Source organism: Vibrio sp. THAF64, assembly GCF_009363455.1.
In the GTDB taxonomy this organism is placed as follows: domain Bacteria; phylum Pseudomonadota; class Gammaproteobacteria; order Enterobacterales; family Vibrionaceae; genus Vibrio; species Vibrio coralliilyticus.
On record NZ_CP045355.1, the window covers coordinates 1611925 to 1632517 of the forward strand.

14 protein-coding genes are annotated in these 20593 nt (G+C 43.8%); 1 reads left to right on the forward strand and 13 read right to left on the reverse strand.

Annotated elements, in window-relative coordinates; genetic code table 11:
* Positions 1–4 precede the first annotated feature (4 nt).
* The 4 genes from FIU99_RS07550 to FIU99_RS07565 form a co-directional block, all read right to left on the reverse strand.
* Positions 5–1432: a TolC family protein gene (locus tag FIU99_RS07550; RefSeq protein WP_006962070.1), complete on the reverse strand. Its 1428-nt coding sequence runs from the start codon at positions 1430–1432 to the stop codon at positions 5–7.
* Positions 1433–1534: 102 nt separating this feature from the next.
* Positions 1535–3061, reverse strand: coding sequence for a tripartite tricarboxylate transporter permease (locus tag FIU99_RS07555; RefSeq protein WP_039952354.1), 1527 nt, complete (start codon positions 3059–3061; stop codon positions 1535–1537).
* 17 nt (positions 3062–3078) lie between these two features.
* Complete coding sequence (locus FIU99_RS07560) at positions 3079–3597, reverse strand: tripartite tricarboxylate transporter TctB family protein (RefSeq protein ID WP_006962071.1); 519 nt, start codon at positions 3595–3597, stop codon at positions 3079–3081.
* Between the two features lie 200 nt (positions 3598–3797).
* Positions 3798–4769, reverse strand: coding sequence for a tripartite tricarboxylate transporter substrate binding protein (locus FIU99_RS07565; RefSeq protein ID WP_006962072.1), 972 nt, complete (start codon positions 4767–4769; stop codon positions 3798–3800).
* 432 nt (positions 4770–5201) lie between these two features.
* Here FIU99_RS07565 and FIU99_RS07570 point away from each other — a divergent pair, with 432 nt between their 5' ends.
* Positions 5202–8243, forward strand: a complete 3042-nt coding sequence (locus tag FIU99_RS07570; protein ID WP_006962073.1) for an HD domain-containing phosphohydrolase — start codon at positions 5202–5204, stop codon at positions 8241–8243.
* On the opposite strand, the gene FIU99_RS07575 is transcribed toward FIU99_RS07570, so the two are convergent.
* The 9 genes from FIU99_RS07575 to FIU99_RS07615 are packed head-to-tail and all read right to left on the reverse strand — an operon-like array spanning position 8209 to position 20579.
* Positions 8209–8955: a hypothetical protein gene (locus tag FIU99_RS07575; RefSeq protein ID WP_006962074.1), complete on the reverse strand. Its 747-nt coding sequence runs from the start codon at positions 8953–8955 to the stop codon at positions 8209–8211. The two genes, FIU99_RS07570 and FIU99_RS07575, sit on opposite strands and share 35 nt — an antisense overlap.
* Before the next feature lie 2 nt (positions 8956–8957).
* Complete coding sequence (tssM, locus tag FIU99_RS07580) at positions 8958–12341, reverse strand: type VI secretion system membrane subunit TssM (protein WP_039952359.1); 3384 nt, start codon at positions 12339–12341, stop codon at positions 8958–8960.
* A gap of 2 nt (positions 12342–12343) precedes the next feature.
* Positions 12344–13549, reverse strand: a complete 1206-nt coding sequence (gene icmH / locus FIU99_RS07585) for a type IVB secretion system protein IcmH/DotU (protein WP_006962076.1) — start codon at positions 13547–13549, stop codon at positions 12344–12346.
* A gap of 5 nt (positions 13550–13554) precedes the next feature.
* Entirely contained in the window at positions 13555–14886 is a 1332-nt protein-coding gene (gene tssK / locus FIU99_RS07590; RefSeq protein ID WP_006962077.1) for a type VI secretion system baseplate subunit TssK, read from the reverse strand.
* Positions 14887–14906: 20 nt separating this feature from the next.
* The gene (tssJ, locus tag FIU99_RS07595; protein WP_006962078.1) at positions 14907–15389 is read right to left on the reverse strand and encodes a type VI secretion system lipoprotein TssJ; all 483 of its coding nucleotides are present in this window, start codon (positions 15387–15389) and stop codon (positions 14907–14909) included.
* Positions 15389–16333 carry a type VI secretion system-associated FHA domain protein gene (locus FIU99_RS07600; protein WP_039952361.1) on the reverse strand — a complete coding sequence of 315 codons (945 nt, stop codon included), beginning with the start codon at positions 16331–16333 and terminating at the stop codon, positions 15389–15391. Before FIU99_RS07600 ends, tssJ begins: the two co-directional genes overlap by 1 nt.
* 3 nt (positions 16334–16336) lie before the next feature.
* Complete coding sequence (locus FIU99_RS07605) at positions 16337–17050, reverse strand: ABC transporter substrate-binding protein (RefSeq protein ID WP_038158866.1); 714 nt, start codon at positions 17048–17050, stop codon at positions 16337–16339.
* Complete coding sequence (locus FIU99_RS07610) at positions 17047–18048, reverse strand: ABC transporter substrate-binding protein (RefSeq protein ID WP_006962081.1); 1002 nt, start codon at positions 18046–18048, stop codon at positions 17047–17049. The genes FIU99_RS07605 and FIU99_RS07610 overlap by 4 nt, the downstream gene beginning before the upstream one ends.
* Positions 18045–20579, reverse strand: a complete 2535-nt coding sequence (locus tag FIU99_RS07615) for an MFS transporter (protein WP_253899453.1) — start codon at positions 20577–20579, stop codon at positions 18045–18047. Before FIU99_RS07615 ends, FIU99_RS07610 begins: the two co-directional genes overlap by 4 nt.
* Positions 20580–20593 lie beyond the last annotated feature (14 nt).

Consider the following 20593-nt stretch of genomic DNA (forward strand, 5'->3'; position numbering starts at 1 on the left):
TATCCTAAAGGTTTGAAGTGTTGATAGAGGTTTGCTGATATTGCTGAAATGTGTTCATTTCGCTCGATAAAGCGAGAAGCTTTGATAGCGATATTAAGTAGTTAAAGCTGGCGGCTGATTTCTGTGTCTGGACACTGGCTAAGTAAAGCTGAGCGTCAACGACGTCCGTCGAAGTAGAAAGGCCTTGAGAAAAGGCCTTCTCTCGCAGTTTGATGTTCTCTTTAGCTAGCTCAATGCTGGAGTTAAGTCCGAGCACTTCTTCCTGAGCTTGCTGCGCCTCTAAATAGGTTTTTTGAACAAGCACTGTTAAATCTTGCTTGGCTTGTGCTTTGAGGTATTGCACTTGAGACACCGCACTATGAGCCGCTTTAACTTGATCCGAGCGACCTGTTGATTCAATGAGCGGAATACTGACGCCAACTCCAACGAGCCAGTCTGGTTTCATCTGACTGGCGAGTGAGTCATCTTCATGCAAGCTGTAATCACCATACAGGTAGACCTCAGGGTAATATTTGCCTTTTTCTGCTTTGATCAGACTTCGGGCCTGCTTCTCTTTTGCATCAAGCAACGACAACCCCGGGTAGGTGATTAGAGTTTGGTTAATGAATGCGTCCATTGGGGGAAGAGTGTCGTTGATAAATAGATGATCGCGTGGCTCAACCGTCGAAGATTGGCTGAGTATCTGAGTGAGCGCTGTCTGTGCGATATCAAGATTCTTTTGTGCCTTCTTGCGCTCAATGGTCGCTTGATCGAGTGCGGATTCCGCTTGGAGACGTTCAACTCGAGCGATTTGTCCCTGCTGCTCTAATTTAAGTGCGTTGTCTCTGTGCGTTTTTAAGCCGCTTTCTACCAGTTGACGCGTCTCGACCACTTCTTTTGCTAGCAAGACACTAAAATAGTATTTGCTTAAGTCTTCGTATCGCGCCTGAGTCTCCATCGCGAGTTGGCTTTGCGCTTCCTCTGATTTCCCTTCTGCTGCTGATTGTGCTGCGGTGATTCGACCGCCAGTAAAAATAGGCCAAATAGCTCTGATAGAAGATATAAAAATATCCCGCTCGGTAATCGTCGAGGTCGTATTACCTAGATCGGTAAACAGTTGACCGAGCCCTGAGAGTAATGAAGGAGGAAGAGAGATACTGCCGACGCTGGGTAAAGTACCATTGGTACTTTCAATCAACTGATTGCCTGACAGGGTGACATCGGTATCCAAGCGCGTGTAGTTTGCCCCAATCGTCACAGATGGCAGGTTCAGGTTATCAGTCGCATTTTCCAAGTGTTGATATCGGTCAACATTCGCTCTTTGCGCAGCCAACGAATTGTTTTCGTTTTGCAATAGCTGCCAAGCTTCACTAAAACTGATGGCCGCGGAATGGGCTGCAAATGGGAATGAACTAAGACAGCCAACTAACAAGGCAATAGGACGCAGCGACATACAATGAACTCTATTTGTAAAAATTAGAGTATAAACTCTAACTGATATTGTTGGCAAATAGAGGTAACAAAGGAGGCTAAATCGCCTCCTTGAAATGGGTGTTTATTGTTCCGCTTTAACGGGACTAGGTTTTAGTTTTTGAAACAGCTTAACGATAATAGGGCTAAACAACACCAATACGGCTAACACGGTAAAGGTCATTGTGATAGGTCTTTCCCATAGGAAGCTGAGTTCTCCATCAGTGATCATTAACGCCCGACGCAAGTTCTCTTCCATCAATCCGCCAAGGATAAAACCAAGCAGTAATGGTGCGAGAGGGAAATTAGCCAGCCTCAACGCAATGGCACCCATCGCAATCAACAACATGATGAAGACATCCATAGTGTTGAATGACACTAGGTAAACACCAGTGATAGAGAAGAACAGAATCATCGGTAACAGCACTGTCCTAGGAACTGCTAACAGTTTGGAAATGTAAGGAATCAGTGGCAAGTTGAGGATAACCAAAACAATGTTGCCGAAGTACATCGAGATGATGACTGACCAGAAGACGTCAGGGTGTTCGACAAACAGACGTGGGCCTGGTTGGATGCCATAAGCAATTAGTGCGCCTAACATGATTGCTGTTGTGCCTGAACCCGGAATACCCAAAGTTAAAAGTGGTACAAAAGAGCCACTTGATGCCGCGTTGTTTGCTGACTCTGGAGCAACTAACCCGCGGATGCTGCCTTTACCAAATTCTTCTTTTTTATCTTTAGGTGCTAGGTTACGTTCCATACCATAGCTCAGGAAGGCTGCGATAGTTGCACCAGCGCCTGGCAACACGCCAGTAAAGAAACCCAAAATGGAAGAACGGATCGAAACAGGCGCGACCTCTTTGACTTCCTCTTTGGTAACTTTCATGCTGCCAATGTCACTCATTTTGCTTTGTTCTTCGTTGCGAGTGTCTTTTTCTGGCTTAAGGATGCCCATTAAGGTCTCCCCTAATGCAAAAGTCGCCATCGCTAACAGCAGGAAGCTGAATCCATCCATTAAGTCTGTCAGTCCAAATGTGAAGCGCTCAACACCCACGCCTTTGTCGATACCTACCGTGGACAGCATCAGGCCTAGAATGGTCATCATCCAAGCTTTGATTACCTGACCTTTACCAGCGAAGGCAGCAACGGCTGATAGGCCCAATAGCATCAGTGCGAAGTAGTCAGAAGACTGGAAGCTAAGTGACACACTTGCCAGAGCAGGAGCTGCTACGAGCAGCATAATCGCGGATAGGGTACCACCCGTGAATGACGAGTAGGCAGCTAATGCTAGTGCTTTACCAGCTTGACCTTTCTGCGCCATTGGGTAGCCATCAAAAGCGGTCACAACGGTAGAAGAACAGCCCGGAGCGTTGATTAGAATTGAGGAGGTTGAGCCACCAAATACCGCACCGTAATACACACCTGCCATTAAGATTAGGCCTGATGAAGGATCTAATCCATACGTAATGGGGATCATCAGAGCGATAGCTGAAATAGGGCCAAGGCCTGGAAGCATACCGATGAAGGTACCAACGAAACATCCGACGATCACCATCATGATGTTCATCGGCATAACTGCGGTCGAAAGACCTTGTAAGATTCCATCTAACATTTGTTATTCCTTACTGTTTACGACCACATGGTGAAGATGACGCCCGGTTCCAGGTAAATATCCAGTCCCTGAGTGAGCAGCAGATAAAATGCGATGACAAAAGGGAAAGAGGCTCCGAACAGGACCTTTTTCCGTCGTTCACCCAGTAGGTAGAAACCTGCGAGCAGGAATAGTCCCGTTGCGAGCACAAATCCAATGTAAGTCAGCCCTAAACCATAAAATGCCATCAACGCTAAAAAAGCGATCAGCAGTTTCCAGTTAAAATCCATTACCGCGCCACTTTGCTTATCCGCTTGGCCTGTCACAAGCAGTATCAGAGAAAGACCGATACCGATAAAGGTCAGAAGTGTGGGTAAGGTGCGAGCCGTGAAGGGTTCATATTCGTCACCGGGAAAAAGAGGAATTTGTGATGTTTGATAGCCGTAACAAAGGCATACGATAAGAAAGATCATGGCACCGACGCGATCGCGACAAAGCAAATTCTCTTTTGAGAAAAACTGACCTTTGTTGAAAGAATTCGTTGGCAAGTCCGACATATCCAACTCCATTTGCATTCACATTGAGGGAAGAAAAAAGCCGTACAAGAGGGATTAATGAGCATGTATCACTAACCAATAAGCCATTTGCTGCTAGTCAAAGAGGCTTAGCTGTTTATTTCTAAACAGAGGAGATTGTGTCGTTATCTCAGGTACGGCAAAAAGGAAAGAGGGCAAGTGCAAGTTTGCCCTCGACAGGATTACTTAAGGAAACCCAGCTCGCGCATTAGGTCGCCCATTTGCTTTTCTTGATCTTCAAGGAAAGCGTAAAAATCTTTATCTGCCTTATAGTTATCGATCCAGCCATTGCGATCTCGAACGACCTGCCACTCGTCGGTGTTATACATTTTCTGCAGCGCGGTGTTCCACTCATCCAGCTTTTCTTGGCTGGTACCTGGAGCGGCGAAGAATCCACGCCAGTTAGCAAAGACAGTTTCGTTTCCGTATTCCGTTAGAGTTGGAATTTCCGGTGCTGCATCTAGGCGTTTAGGTGCTGTGACCGCTAGGATCTTAACTTGTCCAGATTTTGACATCTCAAGTACTTCACCTAGGCCGGTGGAAAGCAGTTGTGTTTCGCCAGAGAGTAGAGCAGCCATGGCTTTACCGCCTGCATCGTAAGCGATGTAGCGCACTTTACGTGCATCGAAACCTTCACCCTTGAACGCTGCCGCTACAACTAGGTGGTCCATACTGCCACGAGCTGAGCCGCCAGCAATTTTGACTTTGCGAGGGTTAGATTCAAAGTCTTTAACTACGTCTTCCCAAGTGTTGTACTTGGAATCGACAGAAGTCACGATTGCGCCATAGTCTGCAATGGTGGCTGCGACCGGTGTCAGGTCACGGAATGACTGAGGGAAAATGCCTGTCAGTGAGCGCACGACGATTGGAGTAGAGTTCACCATCAGCGTATCTTCTTGGCGCTGAGCGGTTTCGATCAGGTGAGCAATGGCTTTACCGCCGCCACCGCCGGATAGGTTTTGGAATGAGACGTTGTCGACGATATCTGACTTAACGAGGACATCACCCGTTCCACGAGCCGTCATATCCCAGCCACCACCAGCACCGCCAGGGATTAAGAAGTGTATTTTTTCAAGATCGGCTGCAAAAGTGTTGAAAGAAAAAGACGCAGCGATGATTGAAGCTGCCAGTGTTGGCTTGAGTACCTTAAACATGATTCACGTTCCTTATGTTCAGGTGCATCTTCATTGAGATTGCACTTATCGTTATCAGTTTTCCATTAACAAGGGAGGGAAACTCGTCAATAGATGCGTTTAAGGTTAATGGTGTGTTAAATAATTGTCGTTAATACGTTGATAAAAACAATATTGAGCATTGTGAGGATTTTGTTCATAAAGTTCACGGTAAAATTTTTGACCTGAACAATTACCCTAATCGGCATTGTTCTGCAGCTAAATTGTTGACGCGCTGCGAATAATCGAAATTTTCCTTCCAGATATGTCTCTGCTTTCTATGCAATTACTACACTATTTAATTGGTACTTTAGTTCATCTCAAAGTCTAGAAGTTATGGCCATGGAGGGCGTGTAGTTGGACGAATTGAAGAAGCATAAGCACACATACTCGATACGCTTTACAGTGGGAACGATGTTCATTATTGCAACGATCGTTACATCGATGTTCGCAATTAGCCTGCAGTATATTTTTACTCGTCAGATGTCTGAAGAGCACGTAGTAAGCAAACTGACCAAGGCGACAACCGACGTCAGTGAGTATATCCAAGAGGTCGATCTGAACGCGAAAAGCAGTGCGCGGATTCTGAGCAGTATTTCAAGAACGATCGATCATGATTTCAGTGAAGAAGAAATCCGTACCATACTGATTCAAGTATTGAAAGATAATCCATTGTTTTACAGTATTTATTTTGGTAATGGCCAAGAGGACTTCTACCAGATTATCAACCTAGAGTCTTCGCCAATTGTTCGGCAGCGCATTGAAGCCCGTGCGGATGACCGTTGGGTGGTGATCAAAATTAATGGTCCGGAACATAATCGAATACGCCAGACGATTTATTACACCTCCGATTTTGAACAAACTGGTGTTCGTACCAAACAAAGTAATTATTTCCCCACACAGCGTCCTTGGTACCAAGCTGCTTCAGCAGATGATGTGTACAAGACAGAACCATATCTCTTTAAGCACTTGAAAATTACTGGGCAGACTTATTCTCTGAAGACACGGGAAGCGGTATTGGGTATTGATATAGTTCTGTCTTCGATCAGTTCAAGAATCACCGCTGCCGCAATGGGCTTGCCAACCGACGCAGGCATAGAATCGTTTGTTTTTCATCGCACTGGTGAAATCATTGCTTCCAATCAACAGGGAGCGGATGAGATTCAGTCTGTGACCAAGCCGCTAACTTTAAGCCCGAGTGAACAAGCACTAGTGGATAGGGCGCCATCTTTGTTGGTATCGAATCAACTGAACTGGAGGCCATATGACTACGCCCGTGCCGGTGAACCGCAGGGTTACTCTATCGCGTTACTGAATTTATTGGCAAAGAAAACGGGGCTCCATTTTGAGTTTATTAATGGGTTTTCGAGTGATGAGCTAATTCGTAAGTTAAAACAAAGCCAGCTGGATATTGCACATTCGCTTCCAGAAATGGATGTGGATGCTGAGCACGCTCGGATACTTCTGTTTAAAGAACCTTTAGCCATGGCTTTTTTGGGGGAGACAGCACCTGATTGGTACTCAAGTAAGGTTGGAGTTATTGATGGGCATCGCTTTAACGCTAGTTCTGTTATGGGAGAAGTTAGCCCGACAGTATTCAGTGACGGCGAAGATGCGTATCAGGCGTTACTGAAAGGTGATATCCAGCTTTTACGCGACACGAGGAGGACTTTGGAACATTTAGGTCAAAACAACAATGTTAAATTCCAATTCCTGCCGATTCAGGCATCTGCACCTTTTTACCTGACACTAAGTGAAAAGCATCATGCGCTCGAGTCACTATTAACTCGTGCCATTGACAGCATCACACCCGATGAGCTGACAACGTTGAGTGATGCGTGGTTTAGCCAAGTCAAAGAGCATCGAGTGCCTTATGAAGGATTAGACTCTTTGGCGGGCACAGGGACAATCCACAAACGTGAGGTGAACGGTAGCAGCAAATTCTTTTATGTAGAGGCATTAGGAAAAAATGCTCAAGACAACGAAGAGTTCCTTGCTGTTATCGTGCCGGAAGATGTGGTGATGGCGCAGGTATATGACAGGTTGTATACCTCGATTGGTGGCACGGTGGTAGTCTTATGCTTGTTGCTACCTGTAGCTTGGGTATTTGGTAATCCGATTGTAAAACCTATTCGCCAGCTTCAGGAAGAAACGAAGAAAATTAAATGTCGCAAGTTTGATGATGTACAGATAGTGAATTCCAATATTAAGGAAGTCTGGGCGTTATCACATTCCATTCATGATATGGCACGAGAAATAAAACGACATGAAAAGCAACAAGAGGTGTTTGTTGAGTCATTTATTAAGTTGATTGCTCAAGCCATCGATGACAAATCTCCTTATACGGCTGGTCACTGTAATCGCGTTCCTGAGCTTGGAATGTTGCTTGCGGAAGCGGCTGAGAAATGTGACTCAGGCTCACTGAAAGATTTTTCGTTTGCCAACAATCAGGAACGTAGGGAGTTCCGTATCGCAGCTTGGCTACACGACTGCGGTAAGATAACCACACCTGAACATATCGTTGATAAAGGCACTAAGCTCGAAGCTAACTATAACCGTATTCATGAAGTAAGAATGCGATTTGAAGTACTGTGGAGAGATGCTGAAATCGAATTTCTACAATCTCAGTTAGCGGAAGACGTAGACAAAGAGCAAGCCTTACAGATATTGCGTGCAAAGAAAGCCCAGCTACAAGAGGATTTCGAGTTTGTCGCGACATCGAATGTCGGCGGTGAGTTTATGGGGAAAGAGCAGGTTGAGCGAATTAATTCCATAAGCCAAATTACATGGCAGCGAAATTTTGATGATCGATTGGGTTTATCGCCTTTTGAAGAATTGAATAAGCCAGCCACTCAACGCACTTTGCCGGCAACAGAGAAGTTACTTGATGACAAACCAGAACATATACAGCACCGAATTAGACCGTTGGAGTTTGATCCTAAGTTTGGCATCAAAATGGATGTGCCGAAATACCAGTACAATCTAGGGGAATTGTATAACTTATCTATATCAAGAGGTACATTAACGGCAGAGGACAGATTCAAAATTAATGAACATATGATTAGTGGCATCAAAATGTTGGAAGCTTTACCGTTTCCGCCCGAACTTAGTCGAGTACCACGTTATGCTTCAACGCACCATGAAACCTTAAAAGGTACGGGTTATCCACGTAAATTAAAGGCGGAAGACTTATCGGTACCAGAACGAATTTTGGTCATAGCGGATATTTTTGAAGCGCTTACTGCAGCAGACAGGCCGTATAAAAAAGCCAAACCAGTGAGTGTCGCGGTAGATATCCTCCATAAAATGGCGTTGGATAAGCATGTCGATATGGAGCTGTTCTTATTGTTTTTACAAAGTGGGGCTTATCTAGAATATGCCAATAAGTTTTTGCCCGAAAGCCAGAACGATAAAGTTGATATCACCCAGTATCTGACGCGAGAGCAAGTTGCCTAGCACGTTTAACTTGCTGTGCTACTAGTATTTGATAACAACTTGAAAGGCTCCCTAATATTGGGAGCTTTTCTGTCTTTATAAACTTGATCAACGACTGTTCTGAAAAAGGGTGATGTTCCCACATAGTTTGCAGCGAAATAGCGAGTGAAAAGAAATCATTCTGAGGGGAAATTTCACCAGTGCGTAGGTTCGGGTTTAGAGCAGAAAACAGAGGAGAGAGAGAAGGGCTTGTTTGTTGTTCGTAACTGGACCCTATGGGGAGTATGCTTCCCATATCGATCAATATGGTTCGGTAGCATGGCGTTACTATCAGGTTGGAAGGCTTGATATCGCCATGAATGTATCCAGTGCCGTGTAAGGCAATGAGGGCCTGCTCAGCGTTACTGGTAATTTCTTTTTTTAGAGAATGATCTAGTTGAGAATAATCGATGGACAGAGATTCAAAAAACTCCAGCATCAGCCAATCCATCCCCATATCGGATCCATAGTCCAGATACTTGGGCCAGTAAGGAGAGGAATGATGATGCAGGAATTCAGCTTCTGTTTTGAGTTGCTGTTTTGCAGCTACACTATGAGCAAACTTTACAATCGTGGGTCCAAAATGTGGGTGAGTCGCGAGATAAGTACCGTTGCGAAGCAGCGAGTACTGAGTAACCTTCAGTACTCTAAAGCATGTTTCTATTTTGCTAGCTGCTTCGCGGTTTATCTTCACATTTAGATACTCGATGGTAATGAGAAGGCAGAGAAGAAATTCGGCACAAATGGATTGTTTTGTCCCTGCGTCTTGATACTCAACTCAACCTGACTTTCTCCATACTTAATGGCTACTTCAGTTTGCTGAGAGGTCGTAGATGCAACTCTTGGTTCAATCAGCTTAAACCAAGCCCAGTTACCTTCGAATTTCTCGTTAGCAATAGAGCTGGCTTGTGCTTTTATCTGGAAGCCTAATGCATCTTGCTCAATTGCTGTTGCGTTCCAACTTTGTTTACTCCATAGGCGCGGGCCGTGTTGATAAGTAAACAATGGCTTTTCACCTCGGATAATAAACTCGGTGACATCTGAACTCATCTCTTTGGCTTTAAGTTGGAATTGCAATGACATATTTTGCGGATCCGCCAAGAATAGGGCATTTCGAATATCACGAGCTTTGTCTATCATTTGCCACACTGCTGGATCTAACGCTAACCCTGTATTCGGTAACAAACCATACAAGTATGGAGAGCGTTCTTCGGTGGAGAAACTCTTCAGTTTTGTTTGGTAGAACTGGTCTAAGATTCCGTTAACTTTAAAGAAGGCTGCAACGTCAGCCGTGCTTGCATCTAGGCTTGCAGTCTTGTTAAACGGATAGTAAGCAGCAATGGTTGTTTCGTAAGGCTGATAAACCTCTGTTTTCCATGTGCTGTTCAGATAGGCATGTGCCAAGCTCATAACAAGATCGTTAGTTTGCTTAGTAATCTGAGCTAGTATCTGTTTTGAAATGCTAGGCTGAGAGGCCTCTTGCTGTGCCAAAAGTGAAATCGGGTTACTGGTTTTTATTTCAGCTGTCAGTGCTTGATAGGCCACTTTTTGCGGATCTTCCGCCTCGTAGAATTTGCCTAGCCAGGTTTCTGCTTCTGTAAATTGCCCTAGTAACGCATCAATTGGCTTATTACCTTGGTCATCTGCGGTAACCTGTTTGTGGTATTGGCTGAACGCGATATAGATTTGTCGTGCAGACTCTTTCTTATCGATATCCTGCTCGGGTGGTTGTTCACCTTCCTTCTTAGCTTCTGGCTGAATTAACTCAACAGACGTGTATTTGCTGATAGTCGTATACAGCTGAGCCAAAGGGTTGTTAGATGCGGTTGTTAGTACAGCAAGCGTCTGTTTTAGCTCATCAGCATTTGAAATGCTTTTAACTTGGATATGAGTAGCAAAGTCTCGCCAGTAATTAATGTAATCGCCCTGATACATTTGCTTGAGATCTCGGCTGATACGATACATTTCTAGCGCACTTGGTGAAGTGCCAGCAACTCCCTCGTACGCTTTCAGAGCGTCTTTAAGTACTGGAGAGTCGACGGATAAGTCCAACTCGTTGAAGCCTGATGGTGTAAATAGGTAAGGAACCAAGTAACCCACGTAGTCTGGAGAGAAAGACAGCAACTGATTAAAGTTGGTCCCAAGCTCCTGACGAACATCAATGCGCTTCGAATAGGTTGGCGAGTTCAGGATATGCTCATACAAAAGAGTCTCTATACCAGTTTGGTTAATGACCTTTTTGGCTAGGCTTTCTAAATCAAAATTAGGCTTGATAGGAACTAAATCCTGCGCAAAAACGTCATCAAGCAAGACCCTAAGTTGTGCAACATTGACGCTGTCTGCTTCGCCTTGCTCCTCTAGCGTAGTGACAAAGTAATTCTTGAGTTCAGTAATGTTGGTTCGTTCAGGATTGAACAGCAAGCGATAGTTGTTGAGCAAAGACAAAGTTTTTGCTTGGTCTTCCAGGTTGACGTAAACAAACAGATCTTTCTCTAACGTATTTTCCATAGAAGGGATCAATACGCGCTGTAGTTCACTGAAATAGGCTGCCTGAACATCTTTCATGATACTTGAGCTCGGCATGATTGACAGCGTGTACCAAGGCTTAGGCTCAAGATACAGAGAATAAATCCGGTTTAGAGAATACAGATTTGGAATGTTATCTGACATGTTTTCAATGTCATAAGGCTGCGCTGCGATAGACTCCTTGTAGCGTTCGAGCATGCTATCGGCACGCGCTTCACGTTGGCTTTGATAGTCGAAGTCCAATTTTATGACAAGTAGTACACTTGCAAACAATCCTAGCCAGAATAGGGTATAGGCTGTTTGCATAGTCAGCAGTAAGTTTTCTTTGCGACGATTGACTCCAACAAGATCGTGCTCGTTAAGTACAGCGTGAGTCATCAGGTGCTGAGCAAATAAGGTTTGCTGCACTGGGATTTGTTGATGCTGCTGAAATTGCTCGTGTCCAAGAGACTGGTTTACGACGTTAGCTAAAACATCGTGTTGCGCTTGGTTCGTGCCACTATGTGTGAAATAAAAGCCTCGGAAGTTAAGCCCATCTTGTAGCTGATCGCCGCGATATAAGCGATGAAGGAACTGCCACAGACTTTGTTTTAGTAAACCGAATTGGTATGGGGCTGCACAGATTGCATTGCGGTAATCTTGATTTAGTTGCGATGCTAGAGCGGTACTCATATTAGCGATTAACTGGCTAATGAGGCTGTCATACTCTTCATTGAACCAGTCCCCATCAATTCCGCCATGCTTTTGAATCGGAGATGTAGCACCAAATACCTCGTTCCGTTTTGTTTCATCAAAAGCAGAGAAGAACTGACAAAAATCGTTAATTTGCCCCATCTGAGTAATGACGTTGTAAACTGGTAGATTAAGGCCAAATGCTCGGTTGAACCCCTGAATCTCAGATTTTATCTGATCTGCTTTTTGCGTTAGGGTCTCCGTGGAATTGAGTAGCTCTTTCACATCTGTCGTCAATAACAAGCCATTAATTGCCTGACGCGGACGCCATTTGTTTAAACTCTGGCAGAGCGTTTTGATGTAAGCAGGGTTTTGGTCCTCTCCCAAGCTCACCGAAATAAGTATTGAGTGTTCACTTAGCCAAAATAAAATAGGGAACTCGATATCGTTGCCAAAATCATCCACTTTGTAAGCTTCATAACCCATTTGAGTAATGATGCTCTTATCTTTACGAGGATCGTCGCTGAGTAGAATATAAGTTGGTTGATCGTAACGGCTACTGAGGCGTTTCTTTCTCTTTTGCACGTAAAGCATCAACTTAAAGTGTTGTGCAAGTAGTTTACAGCGCTTGTTGATTAGCGCTTTTTCTTGATTAGATGTTTGTGGCTTGTTCTTTCGACGAGAAAGTAACCAATAACATAGCGAGCCTAAAAGGATGGCGACCAGTAGTGTCGATAGTACACCAACTAAAGTGTGTGTTGGGTAAGCATACTTCCAGGTCAGAACACCTCCAACAGCAAAGGTAATGACCACAAACAGAAGAGTCCAAAGTATGCTGCTTCGTCTGTTGTTTGTAGATTTAGATGAAGTTGATTCTGCCATTCCTAAGGAGCCTCTGAAGTTTTCTTAGTTTCTTTTATTGTTTTTTTGTTTTGCACAATGATGGCTTTGATTGCGTCTTTTTCTAAATACCAAGCTTTAATCTCTCTGGCTTGTTGAGAGGATTCGCTGCGAACAATGACCCGATAAAAGGAGTGAAACTGTTCTACGATAGGCGTGTAAGCGGATGGGGACAGTGTGCTTATAAATGCGTCTGCATTTTTTTGTGACGAGAACGTTGCCAATTGTACCAACCATTCTGACTTGCTGGTCAGCATTGAAGGCGGTGGAGTTGCATCGACCATCTCTACTTTGCTAGCTCGTTGCGGAGTATTTACCAAATCATCATCGTTGCTGATGAAGACGATATCGTTAACTTCACCTGATAAGACGTAACGTTCGCTAAAGTCCGGTAAGAAGTTAAAGTCTCGTGCGCGCTGTGGCATTGTTTTTTCATACCAGAAGTGAGTTAAGCCTATACTCAGCGCAATCAAAGTACTGAAAAATAGTGTCGTTAGCAGATAGCGTTTTCTGCGTGTTGGCTTACGTGCTTTAGGCTGCTTTACTCGAGTCCGGCAGTGAATGCTGTTGCTTTGGCGGTATTGGCTGATGACTTGCTCTAGCTGATGAATGAAGCTCTTTAACTGTTCACTGCCTGATTCCCTATATTGACCTTTGAAGCCGATGTTGAGGAATATGTATATGACTTCAAGCAGATCGATCAATTTATGAGGCTGTCTCGTTGCTTTTTCCGCAACGGTGAAAAACAATTCACCGCCATTTCTCATACCGAATAATTCGCTGAGCAGGGTTTTATTTTCCCAGCCGCGTTTTTCTCCCCATTCGCTGTAGATAATTAGCTCATCTAAAACAACGGCATATAGGAAGCAGAGTTTATCAATAACCGCTACAGGGTAAGTTAACTCTGCACCTTTGGCTTTGATTTCATTGATATTACTTACAAGCTGGTGGCGAAGTGTTGTGACATCTTCTGGTTCTGGCAGCGTTGATACTTTTAATGTCGTTGACAGTAACTCACTGCTGATATTAATTAACTGGTTTTCTGCTTTATCAAAGTAATTCAGAAACTCATGATGGTTTTTACTGGCATTAACCGACACCCAGCGAGATGTGTTTTCATCGTTGTTCTTGTCGGTAAAGTCAGACTTGTTTGTGTCCCAAACCAGTGTTTCTTCGTCTAAGTAGTCCATAGGCATTATCTCAACGCGTACAACATGACTTCTAATTCACTAATGCGTGTATCTACATGCATTGCAATAGCATCACGGTTTTCAAGCATCTCAAGCCACATCCTATCGGAGGTATCCACTTCGAAGTAAGAAACCCCTTGCATCGGCTTTAATTCACTTGGCGCAACAGGCAGCGGGGAGAGCGCTATACCTGATAAACTGTTTCTCACTAGCTCAACAATGCGCGCGTTGTTACCCAGCTTGGCAGAAACGGGGAACAGCTCATTAAGTTCAGCACTACTTATATTTGACTTAACGGCAAGCACGAATCGGCGATTAGAGACGCTTGCCGTATCCTTAATCAGTGTACGTAACAAGCGACGACGTTCGAACAAAGAGGAGTCCCAATTGAACTCGATAACAGAGTCCTGTTGGACCAGAGTAAGCATATTACGCAAACTAGAGAACAGAGGATTAAAGCTATCATACAGCCTGTGATACTGAAGATTGCTACATGGCTCAGGGATTGCCGGCGTCAGAGCCATTACCTGGGCTTCAAACTTTCGCAGTTCGAGGTACAAATCATGCGTCTGGAACTTAGGGTTATTGATGGTGAGATCAAACCACGGCAGCCATGTATTTAAAGTCTGCAACCAAAGGTAATCTTGCATCATAGACTGAGGGCTCTTCTGTCCCTGTCCAGCTTGGATTCGCTTGAGCAGATTTGTTGCTCTGTTGGAAGAAAGAGCGTGGATCTCTTTCATGCGCTCAACCAATAATGTCGAAGCGCCGTAGTGAAGACAGGCAGGAATAAATGCTCGATCCAGTACCACATCTCCTGATTCGCTGCTTTCCAGAATTTTAGAAATAGGAATCAAGGTAAAACCGGAAGTATCTTCACCCTCAAGCTTGATAGAAATGTTCAGCTGGGCAACATCTATTTCGACACTTGCATTTTCTGACGTTGATGTGTCGAAAACACTGATGGACTGTGTGACATAGCGACTCTGCTCTGACTCATCACTGCCATAGTCATTGTTGCCTTGCAAAGATATTGGTAGGGCGAGATAAGCAATGGTTTCTATTGTTCCTTGAGGAATATCTCTGGCGACCTCTTCTTTCAGCTCAAATTGAGTTCCATCAGGGAAGACACCCGCTGATGAAGCTACCGAGAGTTTACCAATTTTAAGTAGATCGTGATTGATGGTTAATTCAGTCACACCATAAAAGGGAGCAAATCCTGCCAAGGTCTCGATATTTTGACGAACGTAATTTTGGACATATCGATCCTGCTGCTGAAAATGTTGTGGGGCAATGAACATACCTTCTTGCCATACTACTTTTTTGAATGCGTCCACGTACTTTCCCTATTTTATGATTAAAATAATTTCCACCAGGGAGAATCTGGCGTAATAACTTCGAGCTTGGCTTTGTCACCTGAAATGCTAAGTTGCAAATACTCGTCTGAATTTTTAGGTAACATTGACACCGACTTTGGCTCACTTTGTTGATAGTCAATAAACTCCACCAAAACACCGACGTATTGTGTTTGGTTATTGATATCTAAAGTTATTTTCTCCTCGCTCCCAGGAATGACCACAGGCAAAATTTGCTTGGAAATCAAGTTAGCGCTAAGTAACTGTACGTCATTGCTGTACAGGTCGATAAAAGGCTGCTGTTTAAACATTTGTGCATCAGTCAGCTGGTAAAGGCGTACAACCACAGGGTTGGAATCGTTAGACTCCGAAGGGTTGGCCGATTTGTCTGACTTAATTGCTAATGAGTATTGTGTAACAACAGGCGCTGGATCGGATGAACAACCCACCAGAAACAGAGCCAAAACAAAACACCACTTAGCCATCAATTTTCCTCTCTTTGCTTTTGCATGTTTTCCATAAAGAGAGCTTTAAACTGGCGTCGGAAATCTCCATTTTCTTGTCGGTGCTGAAAGTGCTTACGGTAGATTCTCCAGTATTTCTTTTCTTTACTACTGAACATGCCACCGGAAATATAGTCGCTAAACTGTCTCTCTAGCTGAGAGGGTGCGAACTCGTTAAGAAACTGATCAACGGTTTTCTCAAGGGCATCAAACAATGCTTCGTGATGTAACGTTGGGTTTCTCAAGTACTTTTGGTTTTTCTCTGTCATCGAAAGCAGTTTTTCCAGAGATGACTCAATCGGGGTATCCGCTTTTGATTGCACAGGTAGAAACTCCGAATCTTCCGGATCTTGGACCACTTTTGCATTTGCGTTGATATCATCCACTTCAACGTGTTTCGCAATTGTATCCGCATCTAAATCTTCAAATGGATCCGCAGCAAACGGGTCATCACTTAGAATGTTGTCTTGGGAGAAATGGTTGCTTTTTTTACTTTCCACGGGAGCTTTATCTTCCTCCAAAAAGTCGATTTCGTCATTCTCAAGTTGGAGTGAAAAAGGTTCAGAAAACAAATCGTCGTCTTTTTCCTCAGCAGATGCCTGTTCTGATGTGATCAATGTTGATACCAACATGGTGTAGTTTTCGACCTTGAGAATATCACCGTCATTGAGCGGGTATTCTTTTCCCTTTGCCATCGTTTTATCGTTAAGCACTGCGCTATTTTGGCCTGTGCTCTTTACACAGTAACCGCTATCAGTCAGGCGAATACTGCCGTGTACCCTTGATATACGTTTACTTTGGTCGGGTAAAGAGATGTCACAAGAAGTTGCCCGCCCAAATTCACCACCTGTTTTAGGTAAGTACACAACCCTAGAAGTAACGACTTCATCAGAGGGTACAGAAATCAAATGAATACTAATTGTCACTTGTTATCCCTCACACTTTAAAATCGCTGCATTGAATGCAGATAAAAAACCAGAGTACTTCTTAAGGAAACGTTTTGAGAAATAGACGCCCATCGGTTTGGTGTCCATTAACTGAGACTGGAAAAAGTCATGTGGTAAAGATGCCTCTTTTAACTCTCCGCTGAACACTTTTTCATCTTCCAGTGCTACGTCAATTTCCCTTTGTTTTAAAAGCTTTAGTAATACTTTAGCATCTCGCGGCTGTTTGACTACGTTGAATCCGTTGCGCTTTAGCCAAAACCACTTGTTGGACCCAAATTTTGCAGAAAATTTGAGGTTAACTTTGGTTAGCTCGTCCATCTTAGGCTCTACACCCGGACCAAAGTACCAACGAAGCTCTTGCTGAGCGATAGGTTCTGACAGCGTTGCGTATTCGTCTCGCTCTGCCGTTTGTGTGGCTACAAAGAAGCCGTGTTGAGTACCACTTTGAACTCTGAGCTGAGCATCTGACCAGACCGTCATGGTTATTTGGTAAGGTTGACCCATATGGCTAAGTGCGCATTTTACTTTGTCTAAAGCAAGACCTTGCATCTGCCCATGCTTATAGTCTTGATAGGGCGGCCAGTCTTGAGTCGTCAAATGCAGACGAGCAGGCCCAAATGTTGATTGTGCTGATGCGTTGGCTACGGTGAATAAGCCAATCAAAATAGTTAGGCAGAAAGTAAAATACGGCATCATTCTGACCATTCATTTCCTCCAATAAGCTCGGAAATTTTTAAAATAGAAACAGGTGGATAATAGTCTAGTGTTCTTGCAGCGCCGACGTTGACTATATATGAATATTGGGTTAAAGGTTCGATTGGAACGTCACTCGGCTGATACTTACCACTTAATATTTGCTCTGCTTTATGACCAGCAAATTGACCCACGTTGTAGTAGCGGCTCACAATACCAAATAGAGCATCATGTTTGCGTATAGGCGACTCAGTTGCTGAAAACGTTGCGATGCCTTGTTGGTGTAAGTTATCAACAATATCTTTCCCTTGACTGATGATATAGGAATCCGGTGGAAGATAAGCTAACTGAACACCATCTTCAATCATTAGGTCAACAACCTTTCCAACAGAGCTAGAGTCTGGTTTGTCATTCAATGTTCTTAGTGGATAAAGATAAACATCCTTTTGATACTTGGCCGAAAGTGTTTGTATACTGCGAGCTGTTACTACCGCATTGTTTTCTAGTGGATTGAAAATGATCCCAATTGTCTTTATTCCGCTCAATTGACTAATCGCGTTAAACTGAACATTGTGTGGAACAATGTGGCTTACGCCTGTGAAGTTGCGACCCTTTTCATCAAGAGAGTCTACGATTTTAGAGCCGACAGGGTCAGTAACAATACTAAACACAACGGGTGTATCACTGTTTTCTCTAAAGCGACTTGGATTGTGTTCTGTACCGAGTAGGTTCAAAGTGATGGTTGTGCCAAATGTGTAGATCAAGTCGGGATTTCTTTCTTCGACACTCGCTAAGTGTTGTTTTAGGGCTTCTTTATCACGCTTTGCATCAAGTACGGTATAACGCACCTTCATTTTGTTGGATAAGTAATCCATAAATCCGCGTTCTGCATCAGTCACACCTCGCCACAATACCATGACAACATGTTTCTCTGATTCCGATGTATCAGCCAAAGACACAAACGGCAGGATAGTCAGGAGACATAAAAGTAGAACTCTCATTTAACCACCTCCATTTGGTTTTTATCACGACGAGTAAATAAGCTATAGAAGCTTAGTAACACGATCGAACTAATAAGAAGAGCTACACCGAATAACATAATGGTGTCTTGGAACCCTAAAACACTGAGAGCAAGACCTGCGACTAAAGGACCGGCGATATTACCAATTCTCTCAGTCAGTCTGAATATGCCTATAGTTTTCCCTTTATCTAAGCCAGAATCTGACAAGAGGTCGATAATAAGAGGGACCTGAGGTGAAACGCAAATACCATGTGCAATACCAACAAGTATTACTATTAATAGCAACCCAAATGTGCCAGGAAGCATCATGATATTAATCAATGCACCTGCAGACAAGATACCGCCGATAAATATAAAGGCGATTTTGTTGTTCCATTTATCAATTAATATGGCTGCAAGCGGCGAAATGACAATGATTGCTAGGCCATAGGTCATCATTACTCTGCCGGAAACGGCACTGCTTTCGCCAAGAGATTGCAAATAAACAGGGCAGATGTAGTACAGAAAGCCCGTTAGTACGATTTTCGCAGGAATGGCACTGAAGAAAGTGATGAGCGCGAAATATTTGTTGCTCAGTAGAACCTTAAAGTCGGAGAGTCTTACTGGCTTACTTTCACTGTTGGCTTCGCCCCGGTCAAAGAAACTAATAACGAGCATGACTCCCACGATGGCAAATGCGGCGGCTAGCAAGAATGTCACAGAATAGCCCAGCTTATCTGCTAAAACACCTCCGATTGCTGCACCACATAAGGAACCAGAGAAAAATGCAGACAAGAATGTCGACATACCTTTGGTTCTGTTATGAGAGTTCGTAGTGTCTGTGACATAACCCTGAGCTGAGATAAACACGATACCATAACCAACAGCGGTAACGGCTCGAGCAATGAGTAGGAGTTCTAAATTAGGGCTTAACGCGGTTGCAACCAAGCCTACAGAAGTTAGCAGCCCCCCAGCTATCAGCGATTTTCTACGCCCGACTTTATCTGACCAGTAGCCAGCAAACGGAAGAGAAATTGCCCAGCACAGCATGAATAGAGAAATTGGCAAACTGGTGACAAGGTCTGCCGGAATTAAGTTGTGAGTGCTTGGCAGGCTAGCCACAAAATTCGGGAAAAAGGCAAGGGATGCTGCTTCTGAAAAGATCAGGATAAATAGAGGGAGTCGAACAAAGCGATAGTCCTGAATATTTCGAGTTGGCAAATCCTTATGGGCAAATGAGCTTTTCACCAACTTATTGAGTTTCCCAATTAATGTACCGAACTCGTCATTGGATTGAACATTGACTAAGTAGGGCACTTGTTTGTGGTCGCCCATGGCGATCAGTTGTTTTATTTGCTTCCACGGTTTGATGATCATGAAGTTGCAAATAAACAAAATTATCTCAATAACAAACAATCCAGAGGCGACTAAGACAGTTATCATGTCCATAATGCTGTCTTTGATCATCTGCGGAATAATATTGGTATCCGCCATCATCTGTAGCTTGATAATACCTGTATCGTCGATTGGGATAGAAAGCTCACTAGCTTCAACATAATCCGGAAAGAACTTGGGATGCTGATAAATAGCAGCGGTATCGCGTTCGAGGCGTATCGACAATAATTCGGGATGATGCTCAATGTAAGCTGAAAACTCTTCTTCTAAGCCAGCGAGACGATCTAGCGGTACTCCTTCGTCAATTAAGCGGCCAATCATGTGCGAAAGAGTATCGCCAATCAGATTCGACTTTTGCTCAAGTTGATTTTCATAAACGACAGAGAATTTGCTTAACGACTGATAAGAGCTACCTAAATTTGATGTTACGGTCAGAACGATCGCTAATAGAATGATCAAAAGCGGGAAATATCGCGCTCGAATCTTATCCCACTTTGATCCACTTCGGTCTGCAATAATGTGTGTTTTTGCTGCGGCCAGAAGTTCACTGTCAGGTAGCCCTTGAGTATCGATTGCATTTGTCGCGGATTTGACTTTCTTAAGCAGAAAGTCGATCAGAGAGTTTAATGCCAAATAACCAATGACTGCAGCAACCATCACCCATAGGAAGGTGTCCATTATTTGCTGCGACAGTAGGTCTTGTTTAATTTGGTCTAGATAGAGTGGGGAGTAATAGAGCCTCAGCTCACCCTCTTTTACATCAAAAGTATTGACGATATCGGTGGTGAGCAGCCGATCGGTGTCAAACTTAGCTACCCCAGTCGTAAACAGGACTTCATCTGCGCTGTTTACAACTTGAATTTTGCTGATGCCATCAACCAACTCAGAGCGTCTCTCAATGAGTGATTGAATATTGGAAATTGATGACAAAGGTAAACCCAAGCTCATCGCTTGGCGAATGTCGTTGTCGGTTTCATCCAAAACGACCTGATATGTTGAATCGCTAGTTTGTGTCAGGCGCTTGTCGAAGTTGAGATAGTTAAGCGTTGTGTTCAGGCCATTTGAGAACAGCAGGACAGCTACGATAGCCAAGATAAGCTTGGCTCGCAAAGATATAAATCGCTTAGTTTTATCCATATATGCGGTATCCA